Consider the following 26,213-nt stretch of genomic DNA (forward strand, 5'->3'; position numbering starts at 1 on the left):
AAGGTTGATTCTGCTCATGAGCCAAGCACCCCTCGTCCTGGTGGACGGTTCTTCTTATCTGTACCGCGCGTTCCATGCGCTGCCACCGCTGACCACCTCCAAAGGCCTGCCCACCGGCGCGGTCAAGGGCGTGTTGAACATGCTCAAAAGCCTGCGCAAGCAATACCCGGACAGTCCGTTCGCGGTGGTGTTCGATGCCAAGGGTGGGACCTTTCGCGATGACATGTACGCCGAATACAAGGCCAATCGCCCAAGCATGCCCGATGACATGCGCCTGCAGATCGAACCCCTGCACCAGAGCGTGATCGCCCTGGGCTTCCCGCTGTTGTGCGTCGAAGGCGTCGAGGCCGATGACGTGATCGGCACCCTGGCCCGCAGCAGTGCGGCCGCTGACCGCCCGGTGGTTATTTCCACCGGGGACAAGGACATGGCACAGCTGGTCGACGGGCACATTACCTTGGTCAACACCATGACCGGTAGCGCGATGGACATCGAGGGCGTGAAGGAGAAATTCGGTGTCGCTCCCGAGCAGATCATCGACTACCTGGCATTGATGGGCGATTCGTCCGACAACATCCCAGGCGTCCCGGGCATCGGTCCGAAGACCGCTTCAGGTTTGCTGGTTGGCGTGAACGGTGGCCTCAAAGAGCTGTATGAGCAATTGGATATCGTGCCGACCCTGCCTATCCGGGGTGCGAAGACGCTGCCGGCCAAGCTGGAAGAGCATCGTGAGATGGCATTCCTGTCCTATCAATTGGCGACGATCAAGGTCGATGTGCCGCTGGACGTGGGCCTGGATGACCTGCACCTGATCGAACCGGACCGTGAAAAACTGCTGGAGCTGTACACGCTGCTGGAGTTCAAGAGCTGGTTTGATGAGATCCAGCGCGATGCCAAGCGAGTGGAGCTCAAGGCAGCTCCTGCGGTTGAGGACGTTGTTGAAGTGGTGGCACCCGCCGAGGCGACTTACACCACCATCCTCGACCAGGCGACGTTCGACATCTGGCTGAAGAAACTCAACGACGCGAAGCTGTTCGCCTTCGACACCGAAACCACCGGGATCGATGCCCAGCGCGCGCAACTGGTAGGTGTTTCCTTCGCGGTGCAGCCCCATGAAGCCGCGTACATTCCGCTGACCCACTCCTACATCGGCGTGCCGGAGCAGTTGGACCGCGATACCGTGCTGCTGGCCCTGAAGCCACTGCTGGAAGACCCGACCAAGCTCAAAGTCGGCCAGCACGCCAAGTTCGACATGAACATCCTGGCCAACTGCGCCATCGGCGGCGACCCGGCTCATGGCATTACCGTGCGCGGCATCGCCTTTGACACCATGCTTGAATCCTACGTGTTGAACGCCACCGCAACGCGGCATGACATGGACAGCCTGGCCAAGAAGTACTTGGACTACGACACCGTTGCCTTCCAGGACATCGCTGGCAAGGGAGCCAAGCAGCTCACCTTCGATCAGATTGCCCTGGAGCAGGCTGGGCCTTATGCGGCGGAAGACGCCGATGTGACCTTGCGCCTGCACCAGGCGCTGTTTGCGCAACTGGCGGCCATCCCGAGCCTGGCAGGTGTACTCACGGATATCGAGATGCCGCTGGTGCCGGTGTTGGCGCGTATCGAGCGCCAGGGCGCGCTGGTCGACAAGGACTTGCTGGGCGTCCAGAGCATCGAGCTGGGCAACAAGATGGTCGAGCTCGAGCGCCAGGCGTTCGAGATCGCCGGCGAAGAGTTCAACCTGGGTTCGCCCAAGCAACTTGGCGCAATCCTGTACGAAAAACTCGGCCTGCCAGTGCTTAAAAAAACCGGCAAGGGCCAGGCCTCGACCGCCGAAGAAGTTCTGGCCAAGCTGGCCGAAGATGATTACCCGCTGCCCAAGGTGCTGATGCAGTACCGCAGCATGAGCAAGCTCAAAAGCACTTACACCGACCGGCTGCCGGAACAGATCAACCCGCGCACCGGGCGTATCCACACCTCGTATCACCAGGCGGTGGCGGCGACCGGGCGGTTGTCTTCCAGTGATCCGAACCTGCAGAACATCCCGGTACGTACCGCCGAAGGGCGGCGGATTCGCCAGGCGTTCATTGCGCCCAAGGGCTACAAATTGCTGGCGGCGGACTATTCGCAGATTGAGCTGCGGATCATGGCCCACCTGTCGAAAGACGAGGGGTTGATGAATGCCTTCCGTCACAACCTCGACGTACACACGGCCACGGCGGCCGAGGTGTTCAAGGTTGAATTGGGCGAGGTCACCTCCGACCAGCGTCGCAGCGCCAAGGCGATCAACTTCGGTTTGATCTATGGCATGGGCGCGCAGAAGCTGGGCAAGGACATTGGCGTCGATACCAAGACGGCCAAGGCGTACATTGATGTGTATTTCGCCCGTTATCCCGGTGTTCGCGAGTACATGGAACGCACCCGGGCCCAGGCGTCCGACCAAGGCTACGTCGAGACTTTCTTCGGTCGTCGCCTCTACTTGCCGGATATCCACTCCAACAAGCCACAGGAACGCGCGGCCGCTGAGCGCACTGCCATCAACGCGCCGATGCAGGGCACGGCGGCAGATATCATCAAGAAAGCCATGGTGTTGGTGGATAACTGGCTGACCGACTCAGGCCTGGATGCCAAGGTGATCCTGCAGGTACACGATGAATTGGTGCTGGAAGTGCGTGAAGACCTCGTCGCGCAAGTCAGCGAGAAAATTCGCGAGCACATGAGTGCGGCTGCTCAGTTGGACGTACCGCTGCTGGTGGAAGTGGGCGTAGGCAATAACTGGGACGAAGCACACTGATGACGGGGCTCCTGCCACCACCTTGCGTGGTGGCAGAGTGCTTTAGTCCAGAAGTCTTCGTCGGTTATTTCCAATAGTTTTTTGAACCTGCCGGAACTTAACCTGTGAACTGCTACTCAGAGTTACTGAATGGGTGGTGAAGCCCTTCAATGCTCCTATGTTGTGTTAAGTGTTGGCAGATATCTGGACCCCGCCCTAGCGGTCCGGAACTTGAACCCCGAACTTCCCCTCCCCATACGAAGTCCGGGGTTTTTTTTGCCTGCAGAAAAGTTACTCCGCGATTTCTGCGCCCTTGTCTGCCAGCTCCATCCAGCCGGCCAATACGGTGTAAGCCTCTTCCAAGCCCAGGCGTTTAGGCGCCGAGAACAGCTGAATGGTGATCGTATCGCCCCAGCCCTTACGGATTTCCGACTGCACTTTGAGCAGAGTGTTCTTGGCGGCGCCGTAGGTCAGCTTGTCGGCCTTGGTCAGCAGGATATGCATCGGCATGCCGCTGGCGACAGCCCAATCGAGCATCAACAGGTCGAAGTCGGTCATCGGATGGCGGATGTCCATCATCAGAATCAAACCCTTCAAACTCTCTCGGCCACCCAGGTAAGCCTCCAGGTGACGCTGCCAGTGCAGCTTCAGCGGGATGGGTACTTTTGCGTAACCGTAGCCCGGCAGGTCGACCAGACGCCGATCATCGTCTAGCTTGAAGAAATTGAGGAGTTGCGTACGGCCCGGGGTTTTCGAGGTGCGTGCCAGGCTGGCGTGAGTCAGGGTGTTCAGCGCGCTGGACTTGCCGGCGTTGGAGCGACCGGCAAAGGCGACTTCAAAGCCTTCGTCATCGGGGCATTGGTCAACTTTGGCGGCGCTGAGCATGAACGTGGACTGTTGGCACAGGCCGAGGATGGGATTCTTGAGTTGCATGAGTTTTCCGATGTGGGCGGTGCCGAAAAAGGGTGCGGCAAGCGGTGTCGTTTCCGTTTCAGTAGCGCCAGTATATAATGCCGCAGATTTTGTGTGTGCTTTGTCCCAGCGAAGGATGAAGTTCACGGGAGCGATAGACCTTTATTGCGCATTAGAACGCAAAACGCTCTCAAACCCTGAAATGGTCGACGTATGACCAAGTGGTTGCTCGCTATCGGTGTCCTGCTCCCGCTTTACGGCGCTCAGGCTACACAGGATCCGGAAGCGGTGTACAACCGAGTTTGCGTGGCTTGCCTGCCGGCCAGTTGCCCAACGCCCCCGTACGGGGTGACGAGGCGCCTGGGCGCCAAGACTGGCGCAAGGCATGGACACGCTGGTGCAACACGTGACCCAGGGTTTCAAGGCAATGCCGACGCGTGGTTTGTGCATGGACTGCAGTACTGAGGATTACCAGGCCGTCATTGAGTTGATGGTGAGTAAACCCGGTAGATAACTCTTAAACCCCTTAGCCGTAGTTGGATTAGCTGATGAACAAACTGATCGTGAGTCTGCTGTTGACCTTGGGCATCACAGGCGTTGCCGTCGCTGCAGAGGGCCCCCTGAAAGGTGATGCCACTGCCGGTCAAGCGAAAGCCGCCGTATGTGGTGCCTGCCATGGACCGGATGGTAACAGCCCGGCGCCGAACTTCCCCAAACTGGCCGGCCAGGGTGAACGTTACCTGACCAAGCAACTGCACGACATCAAGGATGGCAAGCGCACGGTCCTGGAAATGACCGGCTTGCTGACCAACCTCAGCGATCAGGACCTGGCAGACCTCGCGGCGTATTTTGCCAGCCAGAAAGGCAGTGTGGGAGCTGCTGATCCGAAACTGGTGGCCCGTGGTGAGAAACTATTCCGCGGCGGCGACCTGGAAAAAGGCCTGCCAGCCTGCACCGGCTGCCATTCGCCCAATGGCGCGGGCATCGCCGCCGCCGGCTTCCCGCATCTGAGTGGCCAGCATGCGACCTACATCGCCAAACAGTTGACCGATTTCCGCAAGGAAGAGGCGGGACGCGCCAACGATGGCGACGCGGCGATCATGCGCACCATCGCCCGCAAGCTGAGTGATGAAGACATTGCGGCGGTCTCCAGCTACATCCAGGGCTTGCACTGAGGTACAGGCAACGTTAACACTCGATTAATCCCGTGATGCAAGCATAAAAAGGGTGGCCCAGGCCGCCCTTTTTTGTGGCCGGTGCCGTTACACTAACGAACTCATGCCCGCGTAGACCTGTCACAACAAGGGTCGCGTGAGGCGACTTTATTTGTCCAGGAGTAAAGCATGCGTAATCTGATTCTCAGCGCCGCTCTCGTCACTGCCAGCCTCTTCGGCATGACCGCACAAGCCGCCGACGTGCCGCTTGAAGCCGGTAAAACCTACGTTGAATTGGCTAACCCGGTTCCGGTCTCGGAGCCAGGCAAGATCGAAGTGGTGGAGCTGTTCTGGTATGGCTGCCCGCATTGCTACGCTTTTGAGCCGACCATCAACCCATGGGTCGAGAAACTGCCTAAAGACGTGAACTTCAAACGTATCCCCGCCATGTTCGGCGGCCCATGGGATGCCCACGGCCAACTGTTCCTGACCCTGGAAGCCATGGGTGTGGAGCATAAAGTTCACAACGCGGTATTCGACGCGATCCAGAAGCAAGGCAAGCGCCTCACCAAACCAGACGAAATGGCTGACTTCGTGGCCACCCAAGGTGTCGACAAGGACAAGTTCCTGGCGACCTTCAACTCCTTCGCCATCCAGGGCCAGATCAAGCAGGCCAAGGAGCTGGCGCAGAAGTACGGCGTGCAAGGCGTACCGACCATGATCGTCAACGGCAAATACCGTTTCGACCTGGGCACCTCCGGTGGTCCTGAGCAAACCCTCAATGTTGCCGACCAGCTGATCGCCAAAGAGCGCGCAGCCAAGTAAGGGGCCCGTCATGCGCCGTTGGGGTACCGAACGTGTGGTTGGCTTGCATGATCCGCAGGTCAACGAACATCACCTGGAAACCACGGGCCTGCCGGCAGACAGCCGCCTGCGCCTGCTGAGCTTCAATATCCAGGTGGGCATCAGTACCGAGAAGTACCGGCACTACCTCACCCGTGGCTGGCAGCACTTGCTGCCCCACAACGGGCGTGCCGGCAACTTGCAAAAAATCGGCAACCTGTTGAACGACTTCGATCTGGTTGCCCTGCAGGAAGCCGACGGCGGCAGCATGCGCTCCGGTTACATCAACCAGGTGGAGCACCTGGCCCAGCTCGGGGCTTTCCCCTACTGGTACCAGCAGCTCAATCGCAACCTAGGGCGCCTGGCACAGCACAGCAATGGCGTGCTCAGCCGCTTGAAGCCCTCCGCTATTGAAGATCACCCGCTGCCGGGCCCCAAGGGCCGGGGGGCGATCCTTGTACGCTTTGGCGAAGGCCCAGAGGCCTTGGTTGTGGTGATGATGCACCTGGCGTTGGGGGCTCGCACCCGCACCATGCAGTTGGCCTACATCCGCGAGCTCATTGGCAATTACAAACACCAGGTGCTGATGGGGGACATGAACACCCACGCCAGCGACCTGCTGCAGAATTCTCCGTTGCGCGACCTCGGGCTCCTGGCTCCGCAAGCCGAAGCCACGTTCCCCAGTTGGCGCCCGCAACGCTGTCTTGACCATATCCTGCTCAGCCCTACCCTCACACTCGAGAGCGTGCAGGTGCTGGCGCAGCCCATCTCCGATCACCTGCCGGTCGCGGTAGAGATTCGTCTGCCGGGTTCGCTCACGGCTGATGCATTACCCGCGTTGAGCCCCGGCCCTCGCGGACCCCTTGCATGAGCGACGACGCCCAGCGCTGGAAAGAGAAATACCTCAAAAGTATCGAGCAACAAGATAAGCTCGAACGCCGTTGGGCTGCCCGCCTCGACCTGCTGCGCCGTGGGCTGGTGCGCAGCACGCTGGCTGCTGAGGGCACCGACCGCGCGGTCGACCAGTGCATGAAGGAAATGCGCGACGTTGTCCGTACCGATGATATGGATGCCGCTCTCGCCGCCTTGCTGCCGCGCCTGGAAAAAGCCGTGCTGGATTCGGAGCAGCGCCGCGAAACCCGGGTCGACCAGATCAGTACTGCGTTGACCTCCCTGGTCAGCCAACTGCAAAAACTGCCATTACCTCGTGAAGTGGCCCGGCCGCTGAAGACGTTCGCCAAGCAGCTGGACGGCCGTGTCAGCCAGGCACGTGAGATCCCCTTGCTGCTCAGCGAATTGAGCAGCCTGCAGGGCCAGGCGCTGAACAATCTGGAGCCGGACGGTGAAGTCGCGCGGCCTGGGCCTGGGCTTCTGCAGCGACTGTTCGGTTCCAAAGAGGTCGAGAACGAGGCCGTGGCAAGCGATCCAGCACCCGGCCCGGCACCCCGACCCGCAGCGGCCAAGCCTGTTGCCGAATCTGAATCGCCCGAGCCTGAGCAGTCGGAGGAACTGACGCAAGCCTTGCGCGCCTTTGAGCCACAGCCTCAAGCAATGCTCGCCCCTGCAGTAGAGCCGGCCGCACCTGCCAAGGTTGTCGAAGCCGTCAGCGAAACGTTTGTCTACGAGGCCCCGGTTCAAACTGCTCCCGTTGAACTGCCCGCAGCGCGTGTAGAGCCCGAACCCCAGGCCGAAGCAGTTGCACCGGAAAGCGCCCTCGCCGCCTTCATCGAAACGCCTGACGTTCAGGTCGACACCCCGGACGAGACCGTCATCGGCAGCCTGTCGCTGCCGCCGGTGCTGGAGGCCGAGGAGCCCGATCCTGACGAGTTGCAAGCGGACGGCACGTATTCCTTACCGGATTCGCCGGAGCCGTCCTACAGCTCCGTGGCCAAACACATTGAAGACACCCTGCTCGGGCTTCTGGAGGAATTGTCGCTGCCCGAGCGCCACCGGCCCCAGGCCGAAGCCATGCGCGAGCGCCTGGCCCACGGCTTGAACTGGTACGAACTGCTACCGATCCTCGACGACTTGGCTGTGTTAATGCTGGCAATTACCGACAGCGGTCAGCATGAGTTCGAGGCTTACCTCAAGCAGCTCAACGAGCGCCTCGAAGCGTTCCAAGGGCATTTGCAGGTTGCCAGCGACGGCCATGCCGATAGCCGCTCCGCCGCCCGGGAGCTGGATACACAGATCCGCGAACAGGTCGATGGCCTGCAAAGCAGCGTGCAGGAGGCCGCCGACCTGGACAGCCTCAAGCACGTATTGGAAAGCCACCTCGAAGGCCTGCTCGGCACCATGGATGAGCACCAGCAGCAGCGTGACCTGCGCGAGCAGGAAACCGCGGCGCGCCTGAGAGGCTTGGCTGAGCGGGTCGCCAACATGGAGCAGGAAGCCCAGGGCTATCGCGAGCACCTGGAGGTACAACGCCAGAAAGCCTTGATCGATCCGCTCACCGGCCTGCCCAACCGCGCCGCATGGAGTGAGCGTCTGGATCAGGAGGTCAACGACTGGCATCAACGTGGCAACAGCCTGTCGCTCGCGATGCTGGACTTGGACCACTTCAAGCGCATCAACGACGGCTACGGCCACCTGGCTGGCGACAAAGTACTGAAAATCATCGCTAGCGTGCTGCGTAAACGCCTGCGCCCTAGCGACTTTATCGCGCGTTTCGGCGGTGAGGAGTTTGTCCTGCTGATGCCGGACTCATCCCTGGCGGACGCCCTGGCTGCGGGCGAGGTGTTACGTGCAGCGATTGAAGCCTGCCCGTTTCACTTCAAGGGTGAGCCGGTGACGATCACCGTGTCCATGGGCGTGGCGCAGTTCCAGCCGGGAGAGCGCAGCGACCTGGCACTCAAGCGCGCCGATGCAGCCTTGTATCGGGCCAAGGCCGCCGGGCGGAACCAAGTGCAGGCCGCCTAAAAGATGTTCCATTTTGTAATTTGACGGTTGGGTCACAAACGGTACGTTACACTGTTGCATTATCGTCTTTAGCGTAACGTCTTCCGCCATGAAATCCTTGTACATCGCCTTTGTGTTTCTCCTTCTCGCGGGCTGCGCCAGCGGCCCTCGCCTGGACACCACCCACCCCTCGGTGAACTACGACAACCGCGTGCAGTTCATTGTCGTGCATTACACCTCCACCAACCTTGAACGCTCCCTGGCATTGCTCACCCACGGCCAGGTCAGCAGCCATTACCTGATCGGCGACGATGCGTCGGGCACCCTCTACAAGCTGGTGGATGAGAGCAAGCGCGCCTGGCATGCCGGCGAAAGCGAGTGGATGGGCCGCACCTGGCTCAACTCCAGCTCCATTGGTATCGAGATCGTGAACCCTGGCTACAAAGACACGCCGACAGGCCGTTTGTGGTATCCGTACTCCGAGGCGCAAGTGCAGTCCTTGGTGGTGTTGCTCAAGGACATCATCAAACGCAACGGCATCGACCCCAAGAACATCATTGGCCACAGTGACATTGCGCCGCTGCGTAAGCTCGACCCGGGCCCTCTGTTCCCCTGGAAGCGCCTGGCAGATGAGGGCCTGGGTGTCTGGCCGGATGCCCAGGCCGTGGCGCGTTTCCAGGTGCAGTACGCCACGGAGCTGCCGAGTATCACCTGGTTCCAGGAAGAATTGGCTCATCTGGGCTATCAGACACCCCAGACCGGCGAGCTGGATGTGGCCACGCGTCATGTGATCGCGGCGTTCCAGATGCATTTCCGGCCGTCGCTGTTTGATGGCACGCCGGATGCGGAAAGTGCCGCGATCCTGCGTGCGTTGAACCGCCGCTAGAGCGGCAACGCCATATAGAACTGAGTGCCCTGCCCCGGCCGCGAATACACGCCCATGCGGCCGCCGTGCAGTTGCACGATTTCCTTGCACAGCGCCAGGCCCAGGCCGGCGCCGCCTTTCTTGCGGCCCACCTGGACGAAGGGTTCGAAGATCCGGCCCTGCTGCCCATAGGCGATGCCTTCGCCGTTATCCTCGACGCTGATGATCACCCGCTCGCCATGGCGTCGCGCCTGCAGGCGAATCTGCCCGCCTGCAGTGGTGTGGCGCAGGGCGTTGCCCAGCAGGTTGTCCAACACGCGCTCAAGCTGTGCCTGGTCCGCGTACAACCGAGGCAGGTCGGATTGGGCTTCTACCAGCAGTTCGATGTCTTGCGCCTTGGCCGGCTCGGCGAAACGCACACGGGCGTGTTCCAGCAGGTCGGTCACATCGCACGGCCCTAGGGTGAGTTTCTGCAGGCCGTTCTGGTAGCGGGAGAAGTTGAGCAGGTCGTTGATCAACTGCATCAAGCGCTGCATTTCTTCGTTGACCGTGTCCAGCAGGTCCGCTTCACGGGACTCTGCCGGAAACTTCGCGCGTTCTCGGAACAGTCCGAACGCCATGTGCATGCCGGTCACCGGCGTGCGCAGCTCATGGGAGGCGCGCAGGACGAACTCGCTGCGCACCCGTTCGAAGGCGCGTTGTTCGGTGACGTCATGCAGCACCATCACCGCGCCGAGGATGTGTCCTTGGGTATGGCTGACAGGCGTCAGGCTGTAGGTCAGCAGGCGCAACTCGCCCTCGACCTCCACTTCCAGATCGTCCGGCGCCCGTTCTAGGTTGCCGCCGCGCAATACCAGTTGCAGCTGCTCGTCCAGTTCCGGGCGCACCAGTGCTTCGCCAAGACCTTGGCCCAGGCGCGCCTCGTCCCAGCCCAACTGACGCTGGGCCACCGGGTTGAGGTGTTCCAGGCGGCCTTGGCGGTCAATCATCAGGAGGCCATCGTCGATGCTGTCGAGCACCGCCTGCAGACGCTGTTGACCGGCCAGCAGCTCATCGACGTTGGTCGCCTGATGCTGGCGCAACGCCTCGGCCATGATGCCGAAACGTCGGGTCAACTGGTTCATTTCCGCCGCAGACGAGATCGGCAGTGTCACTTCGAAATCACCTTGCCCGATCTTGTCCGCGGCCTTGGCCAGCGCTTCGATAGGCCCGCCAAAGCGTCGGGCAATGCCATGTGCCGTCACAAACCCGATGATCAGGACCGCAAGCCCCACCAACCCCAGCAACCCGGCGATCAGCAGCGCGCGCTCACGAGATTTGTGCTCGCTGTTGCTGATATTTTCCAGCGCCTGTTTGTGTTCGTTGATGAGGCCATTGCGCAGCGTATTGAAGGTGTCGGTAAGTTTTTCCTTGGTGCCGGGAGGGGGCGTCGGTTGCTGGGACTCGTCGAAGGCTTCCAGCAATTGCTGATACTGGCCGCGGGCCTCGCTGAAGCCCGTCCCGTGCCGGTCGCGCTGTTCATGCGCGATGCCCTGATCCAGCAGGTCGAAATAGTGCTGCTTGGAGGCTTGAAGTGCCTCGGGGTCGGGGCGCTCCTCCAGCATCATGATCAACTGATCACCCAGGCTTTGGCGCAGCTTGAGGCCCAGGTCCAGGGTGATGAAGTTGCTGCGAATCAGGGACTCCTGGGTCTTGGCCATTTGCATGACGCTCACCAGGCCCAGGATCAAGCCCAACAGGGCAACGGTGATCAGCGCTGAGATGCTCAGGAATAACCGAGTGCGCAGCTTCATCGCTAACTTCATAGGGTACAGCTCACAGGTTGTACTGTTTGCGTTTGCGGTACAGGGTCGACGCGTCGATACCCAGGGTGCGAGCCGCCTGGTCCAAGGTGTCGCTGGTGGCGAGCACGGCGCCGATGTGGGCTTTCTCCAGCTCGTCCAGGCTCAATGCCGCACCGATACGCGGGGCATTGTTGGTTGGCTGTTCGGCCATCCCCAGGTGGCTGATTTCCACCTTCTCCTGTGGGCAGATGATACTGGCACGCTCCACGACGTTACGCAGTTCACGGATATTCCCCGGCCAGCGGTAGTTGAGCAGTGCTTCGCGCGCTTCATCGCTGAAACCCCGTGCCGGTCGGGCATATTCCTTGACGAAACGTGCCAGGAACCGATCGGCCAGGGTCAGAATGTCTTCACTGCGCTCGCGCAGTGGCGGCAGATGCAAGGTGATCACGTTGAGGCGGTACAGCAGATCCTCCCGGAAGCGGCCGTCACGCACCATGTCTTCCAGGTTCAGGTTAGTGGCGGCGAGGATGCGTACATCGGCACGGCGGGTAACCGGGTCGCCCACACGCTCGTATTCCTTGTCCTGGATAAAGCGCAGCAATTTTGGTTGCAACGTCAGTGGAAAATCGCCGATTTCATCGAGAAACAACGTGCCGCCATCCGCTTGGTTGACGCGACCCAATGTGCTCTCGCTGGCACCGGTAAAGGCACCACGGCTATGGCCGAACAATTCGCTTTCCATCAGCTCTGCCGTCAGCGACGGGCAGTTGATGGTCACGCAGGATTTCTTCGAGCGTTTACTCCAACCGTGAATGGCGCGGGCCAGCTCACCTTTACCGGTACCGGATTCACCCAGGATCAGAATGTTGGCGTCGGTGCCGGCCACTTGGCGCGCGGTCTCCAGCACTACCATCATCGAAGGGCTGTGAGAGTCGAGGCCGTCTTTCGGCTGGCGTACTTCGCCTTCGAGGGCTTCCAGGCGCGCGGAGAGTTGGCGCACTTCCAGTTGCTTGGCAGTGGCGAGCCGCAATTGATCGGGGCTGCAGGGCTTTACCAGATAGTCGGCGGCACCGGCCTGGATCGCATCCACTGCGGTATCGACTGCCGAATGCGCGGTGACAATCACCACGCGCATCCACGGCGCTTGGATGCGCATCTGGGCCAGCACGTCCAGGCCATTGTCTTCGCCCAGGCGCAGGTCGAGGAAGCACAGGTCGAACACCTGGCGCTGCATCAGGGTATCGGCCTGGGCAGCGCTGTTGGCGGTGGCTACGGTGTAGCCTTCATCTTCCAGGCAATAACGGAAGGTGCGGAGGATCGCGGATTCGTCATCCACTAAAAGAATGCGGCCTTGAAGTTCCTTGGCTGATTCCATCTGTCCCGCGCTCCTTAAACTATGAATGATGGTGTTTAGTCCCGGAATAATCGGGCAAGTTGCATGGTTTATTCTGATCGATAAATAGCATCGTCGTGCAGGTATCTGCACCGCTTCCTACAAAGCCCCGCCTGATGGCGTTTTCATGCCGTCTTGCCACTTCGGCAACGCACTCTGAGTGTTCTATCCCTTGATCCGACCGCTGGCCATCGTGCATTTCGCACGGCCCGCGAGGGGGCATCGTGCAGGATGCTGGGCGTGTGTCGGATTAATAATATTTAACTCATTGATTTTATTGAGTTTTATTTTGTAAAAAAGCTGGCATGCGCTCTGCAATAGCTCTCCCAACGAATAATCAAAATGCGGGAGAACAACAGCATGACTCGCCAAAGCCTCAGCCAATTGCGTGTGTCGCCACTGCGCCTGCAACAAGGTCTGTTTGCCAGCCTGGCCTTGATGGTCACGCTGATTGGCGGCCAACAGTTGCAACATTGGCAGCAGAGTCAGCAGCAGATTCCCCAGTTCGAACGTCCAGCCATGATCCAAACCCATTTCCGTTCCGTTGGCAGCGTAGCTGCCGACGTAACAGCCCCGCAATTGCGGATGGTTGACCAGGAATCTTCCCTGAGTGAACTGCCATCCCAGGAGCGTTGGGTGTTCTAGGCACCATAAGGCCGCTCCTGTTGAGTGGCCGCACGGCACTACCGCTGTTACCTCTTAAAGAAGCATAAGGAGAATCACCATGTTGAGTTGGGCAATCACATTTCTGATCATCGCCATTGTGGCTGCAGTCCTGGGCTTCGGTGGTATCGCGGGCACCGCCACGGGTATCGCAAAAATTCTGTTTGTGGTCTTCCTGGTGATGTTCATCGCTTCCTTCTTCTTTGGTCGTCGCGGCCGAGGCTGAACATGACCACTTTGTCCTTCAAAGCCATTACTGCCGCCCTGCTTCTGGGCGGCAGCGGCTTGGCAATGGCCGCCAATGACGGCCAGTCCCGAGCCAACGAATTGCTCAGCGCGGACCCGCAATACCGCGAGACCTGGCAAGGCGTGGTGAAGAAAGAAGAGCGTCTGCCGGAATGGGTCATGAACCTGTCAGGCACCGCCGAGCAAATGAATGCCGTGGAAGAAGATGGCGACAAGTACTTGGTCGGGCCGCTCTGCGAAACCGCAGACACCTGCTTGAACAAGCGCCTGATTGTTGCCTTCAGCCTCGACAAGGAAGACGCCTACGCCATGTTGGTGGAAGTCCCGGCCGGTCTGCCGGCGGACAAGTCCCCGACGCGGCACGCCGATTACCGTTTTATCGGTAAGCCGGATGAGGGCATGCAGAAGCTGCTGATGGAGCAGCTGAAGAAAGATCCTAATTGGTACTAGGTTCCGTCTGACGACATTGTCGTCTACGGGGCCAGCGTCCATAGAAAGAAGCCCCTCGCTTCTTTCTGTCTGCGCCACCCGAAAAGGGCGGTGCATGACCAAGGGGCCGGGTTGCTCTGATCAATTGCGATCGGCGTGACCTACGGGTACAGGGAGTGCCTGCGCAAGGGCCGGGTCAGGCGAAAAGCTGCGACGCAGGTTTACAAGCCGATGGCTTGCTGAACCTGCGGCGGGCTTGTCAGGCTCGCTCAGCTTCCTATGCTCTCCTTAGCCGCAAATTTCCTTCCTGCTCTTTCCCAACCATTACTTCGTGTGTCGGGCTGACCATCTATCGATAAAATTTGGCCTGGTCCATAGGACATTTCCGACGCTAAACGACGGTATTCCCAAGCATTTCTGCCAAGGCTCCAAAGACGTCCTGATTCTCTGAGCGAGCCGGGTTTGGCAGGTTCACGGCATGTTTGCCGGACAAAATGTCACATTTGAACTGACCGTTCGGACAGTTATTATTAAAAAAAGCCATGCCGATTCGGCATAGGGTAGGCGTTTACGGCATTAGACGTCGCTCCCTTGCATGGGAATAGTTGCGCCTTTTTTCGCCTGCCAGTAAGCCATTTCGGCCACGCTGCGGTGACCTTCCATGGAGGCAGATGCACACACTTTTTCGCTTTCGAGCGTTGCGGCTGGCGCATTTGCCTTAAGTTCACTTGAAGTAAGGGTAATGACATGAAGAAGGCAAAGCTAAGCCTCGCCTGGCAGATCCTCATCGGTTTGGTGCTGGGGATCGCAATCGGTGCAGTGCTCAACCATTTCAGTGCTGAAAAAGCCTGGTGGATCAGCAATGTGTTGCAGCCAGCGGGCGATATCTTTATCCGCCTGATCAAGATGATCGTGATCCCGATTGTGATCTCCTCGCTGATCGTCGGCATTGCCGGTGTCGGTGACGCGAAGAAACTCGGGCGTATCGGCGTCAAAACCATCCTTTACTTCGAAATCGTCACTACGATCGCCATCGTGGTCGGCCTGTTGCTCGCCAACCTGTTCCACCCGGGCGCTGGCATCGACATGAGTACCTTGGGTACCGTCGACATCTCCAAGTACACCGCCACTGCCGCCGAAGTGCAGCATGAGCATGCGTTCATCGAAACCATCCTCAACCTGATCCCATCGAATATCTTCGCCGCCGTCGCCCGTGGCGAAATGCTGCCGATCATCTTCTTCTCCGTGCTATTCGGCCTCGGCTTGTCGAGCCTCAAGCCTGAGCTGCGCGAGCCGCTGGTGACCATGTTCCAGGGCGTGTCCGAGAGCATGTTCAAAGTCACGCACATGATCATGAAATACGCCCCGATCGGCGTATTTGCACTGATCGCCGTGACCGTCGCCAACTTCGGCTTCGCCTCCTTGCTGCCGTTGGCCAAGCTGGTGATCCTGGTTTACGTCGCCATCCTGTTCTTCGCCTTTGTGATCCTCGGCCTGATCGCCCGCCTGTTCGGCTTCTCGGTGATCAAGCTGATGCGCATCTTCAAGGATGAGCTGGTGCTGGCCTACTCCACCGCCAGCTCCGAAACCGTGCTGCCGCGCGTGATCGAGAAGATGGAAGCCTACGGCGCGCCGAAGGCGATCTGCAGCTTCGTGGTGCCAACCGGTTACTCGTTCAATCTCGACGGTTCGACCCTGTACCAGAGCATTGCCGCGATCTTCATTGCGCAGCTGTACGGCATCGACCTGTCGATCGGCCAGCAACTGATGCTGGTGCTGACGTTGATGGTCACCTCCAAAGGCATTGCCGGCGTGCCGGGCGTGTCCTTTGTGGTGCTGCTGGCCACCCTGGGCAGCGTGGGTATTCCGCTGGAAGGCCTGGCGTTTATCGCCGGTGTCGATCGCATCATGGACATGGCGCGTACCGCCCTGAACGTGATCGGCAACGCCCTGGCCGTGCTGGTGATCTCCCGTTGGGAAGGCATGTACGACGACGCCAAGGGCGAGCGTTACTGGAACTCGCTGCCGCACTGGCGCAGCAAGGAAGCCTCGCCGGCCGCCCAGGCCACCCGCAGCTGATAGCCTGACGGCTCGAAGACAAACCCCGGAAAATTCCGGGGTTTGTCGTTTCTGCCAGCCCCGCTATCATTCGCTGCATTCTTCAAGGGGTTTAAGTGATGCTCAATGGCCTGTGGCTTGGCTTCTTTGTCGTGGCAATGGTGTCGGCACTGGCGCAATGGCTGGTCGGCGGTAACGCCGGAATATTCGCGGCAATGGTCGAAAGCATTTTCGCCATGGCTAAATTGTCGGTGGAGGTCATGGTGCTGCTTTTCGGCACCCTGACGCTGTGGCTGGGCTTTTTGCGCATTGCCGAAAAAGCCGGGATCGTCGATTGGCTGGCCAAGGCCCTCGGCCCACTGTTTCGCCGCCTGATGCCGGAAGTCCCTGCCGGCCACCCGGCCATCGGTTTGATCACCCTGAACTTCGCTGCCAACGGCCTGGGCCTGGATAACGCCGCCACGCCCATCGGTTTGAAAGCGATGAAGGCGCTGCAAGAACTCAACCCTATCCCCAACACCGCGAGTAACGCGCAGATCCTATTCCTGGTGCTCAACGCGTCTTCGCTGACGCTGTTGCCGGTGACGATCTTCATGTACCGCGCCCAGCAAGGCGCGGCGGACCCGACGCTGGTGTTCCTGCCGATCCTGCTGGCGACCAGCGCCTCGACCCTGGTCGGCCTGCTCTCGGTGGCGATCATGCAGCGTCTGCGGCTGTGGGACCCGGTGGTGCTGGCCTACCTGATTCCGGGTGCGCTGGTGCTTGGCGGCTTCATGGCCCTGCTGGCGACTCTTTCCGCCACGGCACTGGCCGGGCTGTCGTCGATCCTCGGCAACCTCACGCTGTTCGGCCTGATCATGTTGTTCCTTGTGATCGGTGCACTGCGCAAGGTCAAGGTGTACGAGGCGTTTGTCGAAGGCGCCAAGGAAGGCTTCGACGTGGCCAAGAACCTGCTGCCATATCTGGTGGCAATGTTGTGTGCCGTAGGTGTGTTACGTGCCTCGGGTGCGCTGGACTTTGGTCTCGAAGGCATTCGTCATGTGGTCGCTTGGACGGGCATGGACACGCGCTTCGTCGATGCGTTGCCGACCGCGATGGTCAAGCCCTTCTCTGGCAGTGCCGCGCGGGCGATGTTGATCGAGACCATGCAGACCCAGGGTGTGGACAGCTTCCCGGCACTGGTCGCGGCGACGATCCAGGGCAGTACAGAGACCACCTTCTATGTGTTGGCGGTGTATTTCGGTTCGGTGGGGATCCAGCGGGCCAGGCATGCGGTGGGGTGTGCGTTGCTGGCGGAGTTGGCCGGTGTCGTTGCTGCTATTGCGGTGTGCTATTGGTTCTTTGGGTAAGGCTTGAATCGCTATCGCCGGCAAGCCAGCTCCCACATTTGACTGTGTTCACAAATCAAAATGTGGGAGCGGGCTTGCCCGCGAAGACGCCCTCAGCGTTTCGCAGCACCATTGCCTTGCTGCACAACCCAATCCACCACCTGCTTGTTCAGTTGATCCCCCGCCTGCCCGAACCCGGCAACCACCGCTGGCACCTTGGTGTCGCTCACTGGCTGCCGCACCTCAAACCGTCGGCTGGCAACAATTCGCTGGTCACTGCCGCGCACCAGGCGCGCATCCAGGCGAATCACCACCTCCACCGCACTGCCGTGGTATTCACTCTGGAACGCCTGCAATTGCCCGCCCAATTCAAAGTCAGACTGCAAGTTGGTGTCGTCGGTGCTCAGCAGCGTCACCCGGCCATCGCGCTGGAAACCATCCATGAAGCGGTTGCGCAGCAGCACGGGTGACGGGTCGCTCCAGCGCGAGTTGGCATAGCTGCTGATCAGGTCGCCATTGGGCACCACGGCAATACGCGGGCTGTCGAGAAACTCGCTGGTCTGCGGCTTGTTCACACGCAGTGACCAACTCACCGGCGCAGCCTGGCTAGTGGCCTGGGCCGAGGACAGGCGATACACGTCCGAAGGGTCGGCCTTGGGCAGGATCGAGCACGCGCTCACCAGCGCCAATGCGACAGGGGCGATCATTTGGTACGCACGCTTCATGGCGTGAACTCCTTGTTCTTGTCGCTGCCCAGCAGGTAACCGCTGGGGTTGGCTTCCAGGCGGCGGGAGATGGCGCGCAGCGAGCCCAGGGTTTCGCGCAGTTCGCGCACGGCCGGCGCCAGTTCGTTGAGGCCTTGCATGCCGCTGTTCACCGAGTCCTTGTTGTCAGTCAGCAAGGTGTTGATGGTCGCGGTGCTTTGTTCAAGGGACTTCATCGCCTGTTCGGCACTGCCGAAGGCCTGCTTGCCTTGCTCGTTGAGCAGGCCGTTGGCGTTGCGCATCAGCACGGTAGTCTGCTCCAGTGCGGCGCTCGCTTGCTTGCTCACCTGCATCAGTTGCTGCATCACCACCTTGATATCACCGCGTTGGTCGGCGATGGCGCCGGTGGTTTGTTGAAGGTTGTCCAGGGTGTTGCTCAGGCGCTCGACGTTCTCGCGGGAGAACATGTGGTTGGCGTTGTGCAGCAGCAGGTTGATGCTGGTCATCAGGTCGTTGCTGTTGTTCAGCAGCCGGGCGATGGGCGATGGCGAGGCGATGATTTCCGGCAGGTTGCCGTCCTTGCCCTTGAGTTCGGGACTTTGCGGTGTGCCGCCACTGAGCTGGATGATCGAGGTGCCGGTGATGCCGGTCAGGGCCAGTTTGGCCTGGGTGTCTTCCTTGATCGGCGTCTGCCCGGCGAGGCGGATGCGCGCCAGCACGCGGCGCGGGTCGTTGGGGTCCAGGCGCAGGCTGATCACGTCGCCCACCTTGATCCCGCTGTACTGCACCGAACTGCCCTGCGACAGGCCGCTGACCGCCTCGTTGAAGATCACTTCGTAATCCTGGAAGGCGGTGTCGACGCTGGATTTGGCCAGCCACAGGCCAAACAGCATCGCGCCGACCACCACGATCACGCTGAACAGACCGATCATCACATGATGGGCTCGGGTTTCCATGTCATACCTCGTTGAGCGGTTGAGCGGCATCCAATGCCGCGCGGCCCCGGGGGCCGTGGAAATATTCGTGAATCCAGGCGTCGTTGGTTTCAGAGACAATGTCGATGGCGTCGGCCACCAGCACTTTCTTCTGCGCCAGCACCGCCACGCGGTCGGTGATGGTGTAAAGCGTGTCCAGGTCGTGGGTGACCAGAAACACACTCAGGCCCAGCGCGTCACGCAGGGTCAGGATCAGTTGGTCGAACTGTGCCGCGCCGATCGGGTCGAGGCCGGCTGTGGGCTCGTCGAGGAACAGGATGTCCGGGTCCAGGGCCAAAGCGCGGGCCAGGGCAGCGCGCTTGATCATGCCGCCGGACAGTGACGCCGGGTACTTGTCGGCCGCCGATAGCGGCAGCCCGGCCAGCGCCAGTTTGACCGCTGCCAGGTGCTCCGCGTCGGCGCGGCTGAGGCCCGCATGTTCGATCAGCGGCAGGGCCACATTCTCGGTGACCGTCAGCGAGGAAAACAGCGCGCCCTTCTGGAACAGCACGCCGAAACGCCGTTCGACCAGCGAGCGTTCATGTTCCGGCAGGCTCGGCAGGTTTTTGCCGAACACCCGCACTTCGCCTTCGCTGGGCCGGCGCAGGCCGACGATGCTGCGCAACAGCACCGACTTGCCGCTGCCGGAGCCGCCGACCACGGCGAGGATCTCGCCCTTGTACAAGTCCAGGTCGAGGTTCTCGTGCACGCTCTGGCTGCCAAAGCGATTGCACAGGCCGCGCACCTCAATGACCGCCTCAGTGGGCGCACGGTGTAGACGACTCACCAGCCCATCTCCATAAAGAACAGCGCAGCGACCGCATCCAGCACGATCACCACAAAGATCGATTGCACCACGCTGGAGGTGGTGTGGGCGCCCACCGACTCGGCACTGCCGCTGACCTTGAAGCCTTCCAGGCAGCCAATGGCCGCAATCAGGAACGCGAAGATCGGCGCTTTCACCATGCCCACCAGGAAGTGCTGCACGCCAATGTCCGATTGCAGCAGCGAGAGGAACATCGCCGGCGAAATATCCAGCGCCACCGCGCAGACCACGCCGCCGCCGACAATCCCCGACAGCATCGCCAGGAAGGTCAGCATCGGCAGCGCCACCAGCAGCGCCAGCACGCGCGGCAATACCAGCAATTCCATCGGGTCCAGGCCCAGGGTGCGGATCGCGTCGATTTCTTCGTTGGCCTTCATCGAACCGATCTGGGCGGTAAAGGCACTGGCGGTGCGACCGGCGATCAGGATTGCCGTCAGCAACACGCCGAATTCCCGCAGGAAAGAAAACGCCACCAGGTCGACGGTGAAAATAGTTGCGCCAAAACTCTTGAGGACAGTGGCGCCGAGAAACGCCACTACCGCGCCGACCAGGAAGGTCAGCAGGGCCACGATGGGCGCGGCGTCGAGGCCGACCTGCTCCAGGTGCGCGACCATGGGCGTGATGCGCCAGCGCTTGGGGCGCAAAATGCCACGGGCGAAGGTTTCGAGAATCAGGCCAATAAAGCCCAGCAGTTTCTTGCTGTCCTGCCAGACGGTGTCCACCGCTCGGCCAATGCGCGCCAGCACCTGAATGCCGGCGGCTTCTTCCGGGGCTTTGTCCGGTACGCAAAAGTCATTCAGGGAGCGGTAGACGGTCTTGAGCAGCGCGCGGTCAGCGGCAGACAAGCTGCAGTCAGTCTGCTCGGCAGATTGCTCGATGCGGGTCGGCCCCAGCAGTTCCACCAGCAGCGAGGCGCCGGCAGTATCGAGGGCGCCGAGGCCGTTGAGGTCGATGCGCGCGCCGGCGTCGTATTGGCCGTCGAGCTTGTCCGACAGCTTCTTCAGGCCGGCATAGTGCGCAAGCGTCCAGTCCCCCGTAATCCTCAGCTGTGGCGGGGTGGTGGACGTATCGAGGTGGGCTGCGCCGGCCGTCGTACTGGTGGTCATAAGCTCCGAGCTTGTTTGGCTATCCACAATTCCTACGTAATAGCACGAACCTACCTACTTTGGGTTGTCCGTTTGTGCTGCGTCCGTCACTTTGAAGCGCAGCACACCGATCACCTGCCCGTCTTCGGTCAACACCCTGACCTGCCAGCGGCCCACAGCGTCGCCGGGGAAGTTCTGCTTGTGAGTCCAGGCGCGATAGCCCTCTTTACGCCCGCCGTGAATATCGAGGGCGATGCGGTCGACCTCTTTGCCGTTGAATTGCCAAACATGGTAGATCCGCTCATCCAGCCCGCGCGGTGCGTTGATGGCGGTGTAGGCGTACAGCCCGCCGCTGCGCAGTTGGGCGGCGGTGACTTCCTTGAGGTCGTCGCCTGGAGTGCGGTCTTGCAGTTGGGTGCTGATCGCCACTTCGGTCATCCACAGGGTGGCCGGCGGCACCCAGCTGCGCAGGAACCAGCCGGCGCAGCCAATCGCGGCCGTAACCCCCAACAGCATCGCCCAGCCCTTGAGGCTGCGCAGCGGCAGGCTCACGGCCAGACTTGGGATCGACAACGCCATGGCCACGCCGAGGGCCAGCTTGTAACTCTCGGCGGTGGTCAGGTGCAGGATGATCGGCAGCGCGGTGAGCAGTGCCGCGAACAGGGTCAGCGTGTGCAGCGCCAGGAACAGCGAACGCTTGGGCGCCAGCCACTTGTAATACAGCGGGTCGGTGATCGACACCAGCGCTGCCGCGCCGAGCAGCCCGGTGAACACCGATTGGCCGCTGTTCCAGGCGGTGGTGACAAAGAAGAACGGCAGCACAAAGAACAGACTTTCCTGATGGATCATCTGGGTTGCGTAGCGCAGCAGCGGTTCGGGGATTTCGCGCTTGAAGACCTTGGTGAACAGCTGGGTAAAGCTGTTCTCCAGCATCAACCACAGCCAGCTCACCAGCATGATCACCGCGATCCAACTGGCCATGCCCTGCTGGCGGTCCACCAGGATGAAGCTGCCCACACCCGAGATGAAGCCGCCGAGTGCAATCACCCCAGGGTAACGCTTCATCAGTTCGAGGATGCGGGTGATCAAGCGGGTCAGGTTTTGCATTCGGCGGTTCGCAGTCTTTGTAGGAGAAAATCCCAGACAGAATAACGTCTTAGCCTGGCGTCCGGTGCCTCATTACGCGATCCGTTTGCGATAACCCCGCACGCCAATCAACACAATGGCGATCAGGCCGAGCAGGCCGGCGCCCATCCAACTCAGCGCGTCGTAGCTGAGCAACGGTTTTTCGATGCGCCAGTAGCCTGGCTGCTGGAACACTTGGCGCATGGCTTGGTTGGTCTGGTCCAGGCTGACGGCCTTGATGCGTTTGACCGGGTCGCTGAAATGGCCGTTGTTGTAGTCTCCCGAAGCACTCCAGTAGTAGTCGGCCAGCGCGCTGTTGCCCTGCACGGCCCAGGCCTGACGGGCGATGGCGGCCTGCTGCAAGCGGGTGAACACCGCCGGGTCGAGGCCGTCCTTGAGCAGTTGTGCCTTGAGGTCCTGGAGGACCTGTTCGGCTTCGGGGAGGCTTTCGCGCTCAAGGTCGGCATTCAGGCTGAGAAAGCCGACGCCGCCGAGCACTTCGCGCTCGCTCCAGGGGCCGTAGGACAAACCGTGTTTGAGGCGCAGTTGGCGGTACAGCGCCCAGTCGAGGTAATCCTTGAGCAGGTCGTAGGTTTCGTCATGCCCGTCGTCCAGCACCGGCTCGGGGAACAACCAGTGCAACTTGGCGCTGTCGCCAACCCAGCCGTGGATGAGTTCGCGATGGGCGGCGGCGGCGTGCTGGATTTCCGGCAGCGCCAGATGTTCGCTGGGCTTGATCGGTTCGAGCTGGCCGTAGGTACGTTCCAGATAGGCAGGCAGCAGTTTGTCGAGGTCGCCGACGATGATCAGGGTCATGTTGTTGGGCGCGTACCAGTGTTTGCGCAGGTTTTCCAACTGTTCGCGGGTCAGGTGGTCGACCTCGGCACGTTCGGCGCATTTGAGGCCCAACTCGACGGCCAGTTGATTGCTGGCGGTGTGGCCCAGGTCCTGGCGGTCCAGCAGGCGTTGCAGGTGTGAGTAGTGGCCGCCGTCTTCGCGTTCGACCACGCGCTTGGCGGCATTGATATTAGCGTCGGTCAGTTCGGTGCGGGTGATGATCGCCAGCAGCAGGTCGAGCACCTTGCGCTGGTTCTGCGCGGGCGCCTCGATCACGAAGGTGGTGTCCGCGTTGCTGGTGTAGGCGTTCCACTCACCGCCCAGGGCTTGCATGCGGTCTTCCAGCTCACCTTCGCCGCCACCGTCGATGCCGCTGAACAGCAGGTGTTCAAGCAGGTGTGGCAACTCCTTGTCTTCGCAATGGAAGTCATCCAGGCCCACGCCCACCACCAGGCGTATCGCCACGTGCCCGCGCTCGGTGCCCGGTTTAAGCAGCAATTGCAGGCCATTGGGCAAGGTATAACCCTCGACTTGCAGGCGGTCAAAGGCGAAGACGTGGGCAGAACCCATGAGCAGGCAAGCGAACAACAGGCGACGCATAACAAGCTTCCTGGCGAGTGAGGTCAGTTTTAACTGACTTCACGGGCCATCGTACGTTCAGGGCGAATGTGTGATGTCGGCAATATCTTCGGCCGAGAGCGCGCCGGTGTCGGACGTTTCCAACACTACATAGGCACTGCTGCAAAACAACGAATTCAAGCGCTTCATGTCGGCGATCAGCTCCAGGTGCAGGGAGCTGGTCTCCAGGCTCTGCACGATTTTACGCTGCAGCCGGCTGACGTGGGCGTGTGCCAGGCGGCGTTCCTGGGCGCGGAAGCGGCGCTTCTCGCGCAGCAATTGGCGCGCGCTTTCCGGGTCGGCGCTGAGGAACACCGACAGCCCAAGGCGCAGGTTGGCGATCAATTGGCTGTGCAGGCCCGTAAGTTCTTCCAGACCGACTTCCGAGAACTGGCGACGCTGGGAGGTTTTCTGCTGCTGGACTTTGCGCAGCATGCGTTCGATCAGGTCGCCAGCCAGCTTGAGGTTGATCGACAGCTCGATGATTTCGGCCCAGCGCCGGCTGTCTTGCTCGCTGAGGTCTTCGCGCGGCATTTGCGCCAGGTAGAGTTTGATCGCGCTGTAGAGCGACTCGACGTCGTCGCTGAGGCTGCGCATTTCCTGGGTGATGGCCGTCTGTTTGCCGCGCAGTACTTCCTGCATCGCGGTGAGCATGTTGTCGATCAGGTCGCCCAGGCGCAGGGTTTCCCGCGCGGCGTTGGCCAGTGCCAGGCTCGGCGTAGTGAGCGCGGCCACGTCCAGGTGGCGGGGTTTGGCCTTGCCGTTGGATTCTTCGCGCTCGGGCAGCAGCCAGGCGCACAGCCGCGCCATCGGCCCAATGGTGGGCAGCAGGATCAGGCACCGGGTGACGTTGTAAAGCAGGTGGAAAGTGATGACCATGCCTTGGGCGCTGTAGTCCAGCCCGTCCATCCACAGCACCAGCGGGTCGAGTACCGGGATGATCAGCAGCAGGCCGATCAACTTGTACAGCAAGCTGCCCAGCGCGACCTGGCGACCGGCGGCGTTCTGCATGCTGGTGCTGAGGAAGGCCAGCACGCCGCTGCCGATATTGGCACCGATCACCAGGCCGATGGCCACGTGCAAGCCGATCACGCCGGCGCCGGCCAGGGTGGCGGTGAGTAGGACGGCGGCCAAACTGGAGTAGGAAATCATCGCGAACAAGGCGCCGACCAGGGCGTCGAGCAGGATGTCGCCGGTCAATGAAGCGAATAGAACCTTGACGCCCTGGGCGTGGGTGATGGGCCCCGCGGCTTCGACGATGAGTTGCAGTGCGAGGATGATCAGCCCAAGGCCGATCCCGACCCGGCCCAACTGCCCTGCCCGCGTCTGTTTGCGCGACAGGAAGAAAATCACCCCGAGAAAGATCAGCAGCGGCGACAGCCACGACAGGTCAAACGTCAGTACCCGCGCCATCAGCGCAGTACCCACGTCTGCACCGAGCATGGTTGCCAGGGCGGGCATCAGCCCCATCAGGCCCTGGCCGACAAAGGACGTCACCAGCATCGCCGTGGCGTTGCTGCTTTGCACCATGGCGGTCACCAGGATACCGGCGATAAACGCCAGCCAGCGCTTGGACATGTTCTGCCCGATGACTTGGCGCAAGTTCGAGCCGTAGACCCGCAGGATGCCGGTACGAACGATGTGCGTGCCCCAGATAAGCAGGGTCACGGCGGAAAGCAGATTGAGCAAGGTCAGCATGCTCGGCCCCCCGTGTGGGTGCGCTCCAACAGGAGCGAAGGAAAGTTGCCGCGTGCCGTTCTACGTCTTGTAGTTAAGCTGTAGTTGGCGAATGGGCTCTGCGCCAGCATCGCATAGCTAAAGTGGGGATTGAAACAAAACTGTCATGAAATCAGCTTTTTGCGGATAAAAAAAAGGGGCTTATAAAAGCCCCTTTATGTCTGGCTCGGGTTTATTGACCCGGAATGTCTTTGCGCAGTTTCACAGGATCCTGCTGTTTTTTCTTTTTCGCGATGGCGGTGCGCATCTTGATGTTCACCGCTTCCACTGCCAGCGAGAACGCCATGGCGAAGTAGACGTAGCCTTTTGGCACGTGCACATCGAAGGATTCGGCGATCAGCACGGTACCCACTACCAGCAGGAACGACAGTGCCAGCATCTTCAGCGACGGGTGCTTGTCGATGAATTCGCTGATGGTGCCCGCCGCCAGCATCATCACCAGTACGGCCACGATAATCGCTGCGACCATCACCGGTACGTGCGAGACCATGCCCACCGCGGTGATCACCGAGTCCAGGGAGAACACGATGTCGATGATCGCGATCTGGATGATGGTGTAGATGAACTTGCCACCGGCGCCCTTCGGCTCGTCGTGGGTTTCGTCTTCGCCTTCCAGCGCGTGGTACATCTCTTGGGAGCTTTTCCACAGCAGGAACAGGCCACCGAAGAACAGGATCAGGTCGCGACCGGAAATACCCTGGCCGAAGACCACGAACAGGTCGGCGGTCAGTTGCATCACCCAGGTTATCGACAGCAGCAACAGGATGCGCGTGACCATGGCCAAGGCCAGGCCGAAGATCCGGGTGCGCGCCTGCATATGCTTGGGCATGCGGCTGACCAGGATCGAAATCATGATGATGTTATCGATGCCCAGGACGATCTCGAGGGCCGTCAGGGTGAAGAAGGCAATCCAGATTTCCGGATTGGTCAGCCATTCCATGTGTATTCCTTTGAGCAA

Annotated in this window: 22 protein-coding genes and 1 pseudogene; 12 read left to right on the forward strand and 11 right to left on the reverse strand. The window is 60.7% G+C overall.

What is annotated here, in order from left to right; genetic code table 11:
* The first annotated feature begins 16 nt into the window (after nucleotides 1–16).
* The gene (gene polA, locus KUA23_RS00395; RefSeq protein ID WP_100491807.1) at nucleotides 17–2,794 is read left to right on the forward strand and encodes a DNA polymerase I; all 2,778 of its coding nucleotides are present in this window, start codon (nucleotides 17–19) and stop codon (nucleotides 2,792–2,794) included.
* Nucleotides 2,795–3,064: 270 nt separating this feature from the next.
* Here polA and yihA read toward each other — a convergent pair whose 3' ends face one another.
* The gene (yihA, locus tag KUA23_RS00400; RefSeq protein ID WP_078046252.1) at nucleotides 3,065–3,706 is read right to left on the reverse strand and encodes a ribosome biogenesis GTP-binding protein YihA/YsxC; all 642 of its coding nucleotides are present in this window, start codon (nucleotides 3,704–3,706) and stop codon (nucleotides 3,065–3,067) included.
* Between the two features lie 192 nt (nucleotides 3,707–3,898).
* Between yihA and KUA23_RS00405 the strand changes: the two are divergent.
* The 6 genes and pseudogenes from KUA23_RS00405 (at nucleotide 3,899) to KUA23_RS00430 (ending at nucleotide 9,466) form a co-directional block, all read left to right on the forward strand.
* A pseudogene (locus KUA23_RS00405) lies at nucleotides 3,899–4,199 on the forward strand (c-type cytochrome).
* Nucleotides 4,200–4,233: 34 nt separating this feature from the next.
* Nucleotides 4,234–4,860, forward strand: a complete 627-nt coding sequence (locus tag KUA23_RS00410; RefSeq protein WP_034110627.1) for a c-type cytochrome — start codon at nucleotides 4,234–4,236, stop codon at nucleotides 4,858–4,860.
* Nucleotides 4,861–5,028: 168 nt separating this feature from the next.
* Nucleotides 5,029–5,664, forward strand: a complete 636-nt coding sequence (gene dsbA / locus KUA23_RS00415; protein WP_033899253.1) for a thiol:disulfide interchange protein DsbA — start codon at nucleotides 5,029–5,031, stop codon at nucleotides 5,662–5,664.
* Nucleotides 5,665–5,674: 10 nt separating this feature from the next.
* Entirely contained in the window at nucleotides 5,675–6,553 is an 879-nt protein-coding gene (locus KUA23_RS00420; protein WP_078046254.1) for an endonuclease/exonuclease/phosphatase family protein, read from the forward strand.
* Nucleotides 6,550–8,601 carry a GGDEF domain-containing protein gene (locus KUA23_RS00425; RefSeq protein WP_252993281.1) on the forward strand — a complete coding sequence of 684 codons (2,052 nt, stop codon included), beginning with the start codon at nucleotides 6,550–6,552 and terminating at the stop codon, nucleotides 8,599–8,601. Before KUA23_RS00420 ends, KUA23_RS00425 begins: the two co-directional genes overlap by 4 nt.
* Nucleotides 8,602–8,689: 88 nt before the next feature.
* Nucleotides 8,690–9,466 (forward strand): N-acetylmuramoyl-L-alanine amidase, encoded by a 777-nt coding sequence (locus KUA23_RS00430; RefSeq protein ID WP_078046256.1) that lies wholly within the window; start codon nucleotides 8,690–8,692, stop codon nucleotides 9,464–9,466.
* On the opposite strand, the gene KUA23_RS00435 is transcribed toward KUA23_RS00430, so the two are convergent.
* Nucleotides 9,463–11,250, reverse strand: a complete 1,788-nt coding sequence (locus KUA23_RS00435) for a KinB sensor domain-containing domain (protein ID WP_099493321.1) — start codon at nucleotides 11,248–11,250, stop codon at nucleotides 9,463–9,465. The two genes, KUA23_RS00430 and KUA23_RS00435, sit on opposite strands and share 4 nt — an antisense overlap.
* Nucleotides 11,251–11,260: 10 nt before the next feature.
* Entirely contained in the window at nucleotides 11,261–12,607 is a 1,347-nt protein-coding gene (gene algB / locus KUA23_RS00440) for a sigma-54-dependent response regulator transcription factor AlgB (RefSeq protein ID WP_025854310.1), read from the reverse strand.
* Between the two features lie 378 nt (nucleotides 12,608–12,985).
* On the opposite strand from algB, the gene KUA23_RS00445 reads away from it, so the two are divergent.
* The 5 genes from KUA23_RS00445 (at nucleotide 12,986) to KUA23_RS00465 (ending at nucleotide 17,370) form a co-directional block, all read left to right on the forward strand.
* Entirely contained in the window at nucleotides 12,986–13,270 is a 285-nt protein-coding gene (locus KUA23_RS00445) for a hypothetical protein (protein ID WP_252993282.1), read from the forward strand.
* 79 nt (nucleotides 13,271–13,349) lie between these two features.
* The gene (locus KUA23_RS00450; RefSeq protein WP_003170804.1) at nucleotides 13,350–13,514 is read left to right on the forward strand and encodes a DUF1328 domain-containing protein; all 165 of its coding nucleotides are present in this window, start codon (nucleotides 13,350–13,352) and stop codon (nucleotides 13,512–13,514) included.
* Between the two features lie 2 nt (nucleotides 13,515–13,516).
* Nucleotides 13,517–13,984 carry an inhibitor of vertebrate lysozyme family protein gene (locus tag KUA23_RS00455; RefSeq protein WP_010207846.1) on the forward strand — a complete coding sequence of 156 codons (468 nt, stop codon included), beginning with the start codon at nucleotides 13,517–13,519 and terminating at the stop codon, nucleotides 13,982–13,984.
* A 726-nt stretch (nucleotides 13,985–14,710) separates the two neighbouring features.
* The gene (gene gltP, locus KUA23_RS00460; protein WP_078046259.1) at nucleotides 14,711–16,042 is read left to right on the forward strand and encodes a glutamate/aspartate:proton symporter GltP; all 1,332 of its coding nucleotides are present in this window, start codon (nucleotides 14,711–14,713) and stop codon (nucleotides 16,040–16,042) included.
* A 98-nt stretch (nucleotides 16,043–16,140) separates the two neighbouring features.
* On the forward strand, nucleotides 16,141–17,370 hold the full coding sequence (locus tag KUA23_RS00465; protein ID WP_016978801.1) for a nucleoside recognition domain-containing protein: 1,230 nt from the start codon (nucleotides 16,141–16,143) through the stop codon (nucleotides 17,368–17,370).
* Nucleotides 17,371–17,462: 92 nt separating this feature from the next.
* Here KUA23_RS00465 and KUA23_RS00470 read toward each other — a convergent pair whose 3' ends face one another.
* The 8 genes from KUA23_RS00470 to KUA23_RS00505 all read right to left on the reverse strand — a co-directional run bounded on the left by KUA23_RS00470 (nucleotide 17,463) and on the right by KUA23_RS00505 (nucleotide 26,195).
* Complete coding sequence (locus tag KUA23_RS00470) at nucleotides 17,463–18,074, reverse strand: ABC-type transport auxiliary lipoprotein family protein (protein WP_252993283.1); 612 nt, start codon at nucleotides 18,072–18,074, stop codon at nucleotides 17,463–17,465.
* Nucleotides 18,071–19,009 carry an MlaD family protein gene (locus KUA23_RS00475; protein WP_078046261.1) on the reverse strand — a complete coding sequence of 313 codons (939 nt, stop codon included), beginning with the start codon at nucleotides 19,007–19,009 and terminating at the stop codon, nucleotides 18,071–18,073. Before KUA23_RS00475 ends, KUA23_RS00470 begins: the two co-directional genes overlap by 4 nt.
* A 1-nt stretch (nucleotide 19,010) precedes the next feature.
* The gene (locus KUA23_RS00480) at nucleotides 19,011–19,814 is read right to left on the reverse strand and encodes an ABC transporter ATP-binding protein (protein WP_078046262.1); all 804 of its coding nucleotides are present in this window, start codon (nucleotides 19,812–19,814) and stop codon (nucleotides 19,011–19,013) included.
* Nucleotides 19,811–20,959, reverse strand: coding sequence for an ABC transporter permease (locus KUA23_RS00485; RefSeq protein WP_078046263.1), 1,149 nt, complete (start codon nucleotides 20,957–20,959; stop codon nucleotides 19,811–19,813). The genes KUA23_RS00480 and KUA23_RS00485 overlap by 4 nt, the downstream gene beginning before the upstream one ends.
* A gap of 54 nt (nucleotides 20,960–21,013) precedes the next feature.
* Nucleotides 21,014–22,045: a DUF5924 family protein gene (locus tag KUA23_RS00490; protein ID WP_078046264.1), complete on the reverse strand. Its 1,032-nt coding sequence runs from the start codon at nucleotides 22,043–22,045 to the stop codon at nucleotides 21,014–21,016.
* A 72-nt stretch (nucleotides 22,046–22,117) separates the two neighbouring features.
* The gene (locus KUA23_RS00495; protein WP_252993284.1) at nucleotides 22,118–23,500 is read right to left on the reverse strand and encodes a M16 family metallopeptidase; all 1,383 of its coding nucleotides are present in this window, start codon (nucleotides 23,498–23,500) and stop codon (nucleotides 22,118–22,120) included.
* Nucleotides 23,501–23,557: 57 nt separating this feature from the next.
* Nucleotides 23,558–25,216 carry a Na/Pi cotransporter family protein gene (locus KUA23_RS00500; protein WP_214497086.1) on the reverse strand — a complete coding sequence of 553 codons (1,659 nt, stop codon included), beginning with the start codon at nucleotides 25,214–25,216 and terminating at the stop codon, nucleotides 23,558–23,560.
* Between the two features lie 211 nt (nucleotides 25,217–25,427).
* Nucleotides 25,428–26,195, reverse strand: coding sequence for a TerC family protein (locus KUA23_RS00505; protein WP_078046267.1), 768 nt, complete (start codon nucleotides 26,193–26,195; stop codon nucleotides 25,428–25,430).
* Nucleotides 26,196–26,213: the final 18 nt, after the last annotated feature.

The organism is Pseudomonas pergaminensis (genome assembly GCF_024112395.2).
In the GTDB taxonomy this organism is placed as follows: Bacteria; Pseudomonadota; Gammaproteobacteria; order Pseudomonadales; family Pseudomonadaceae; genus Aquipseudomonas; species Aquipseudomonas pergaminensis.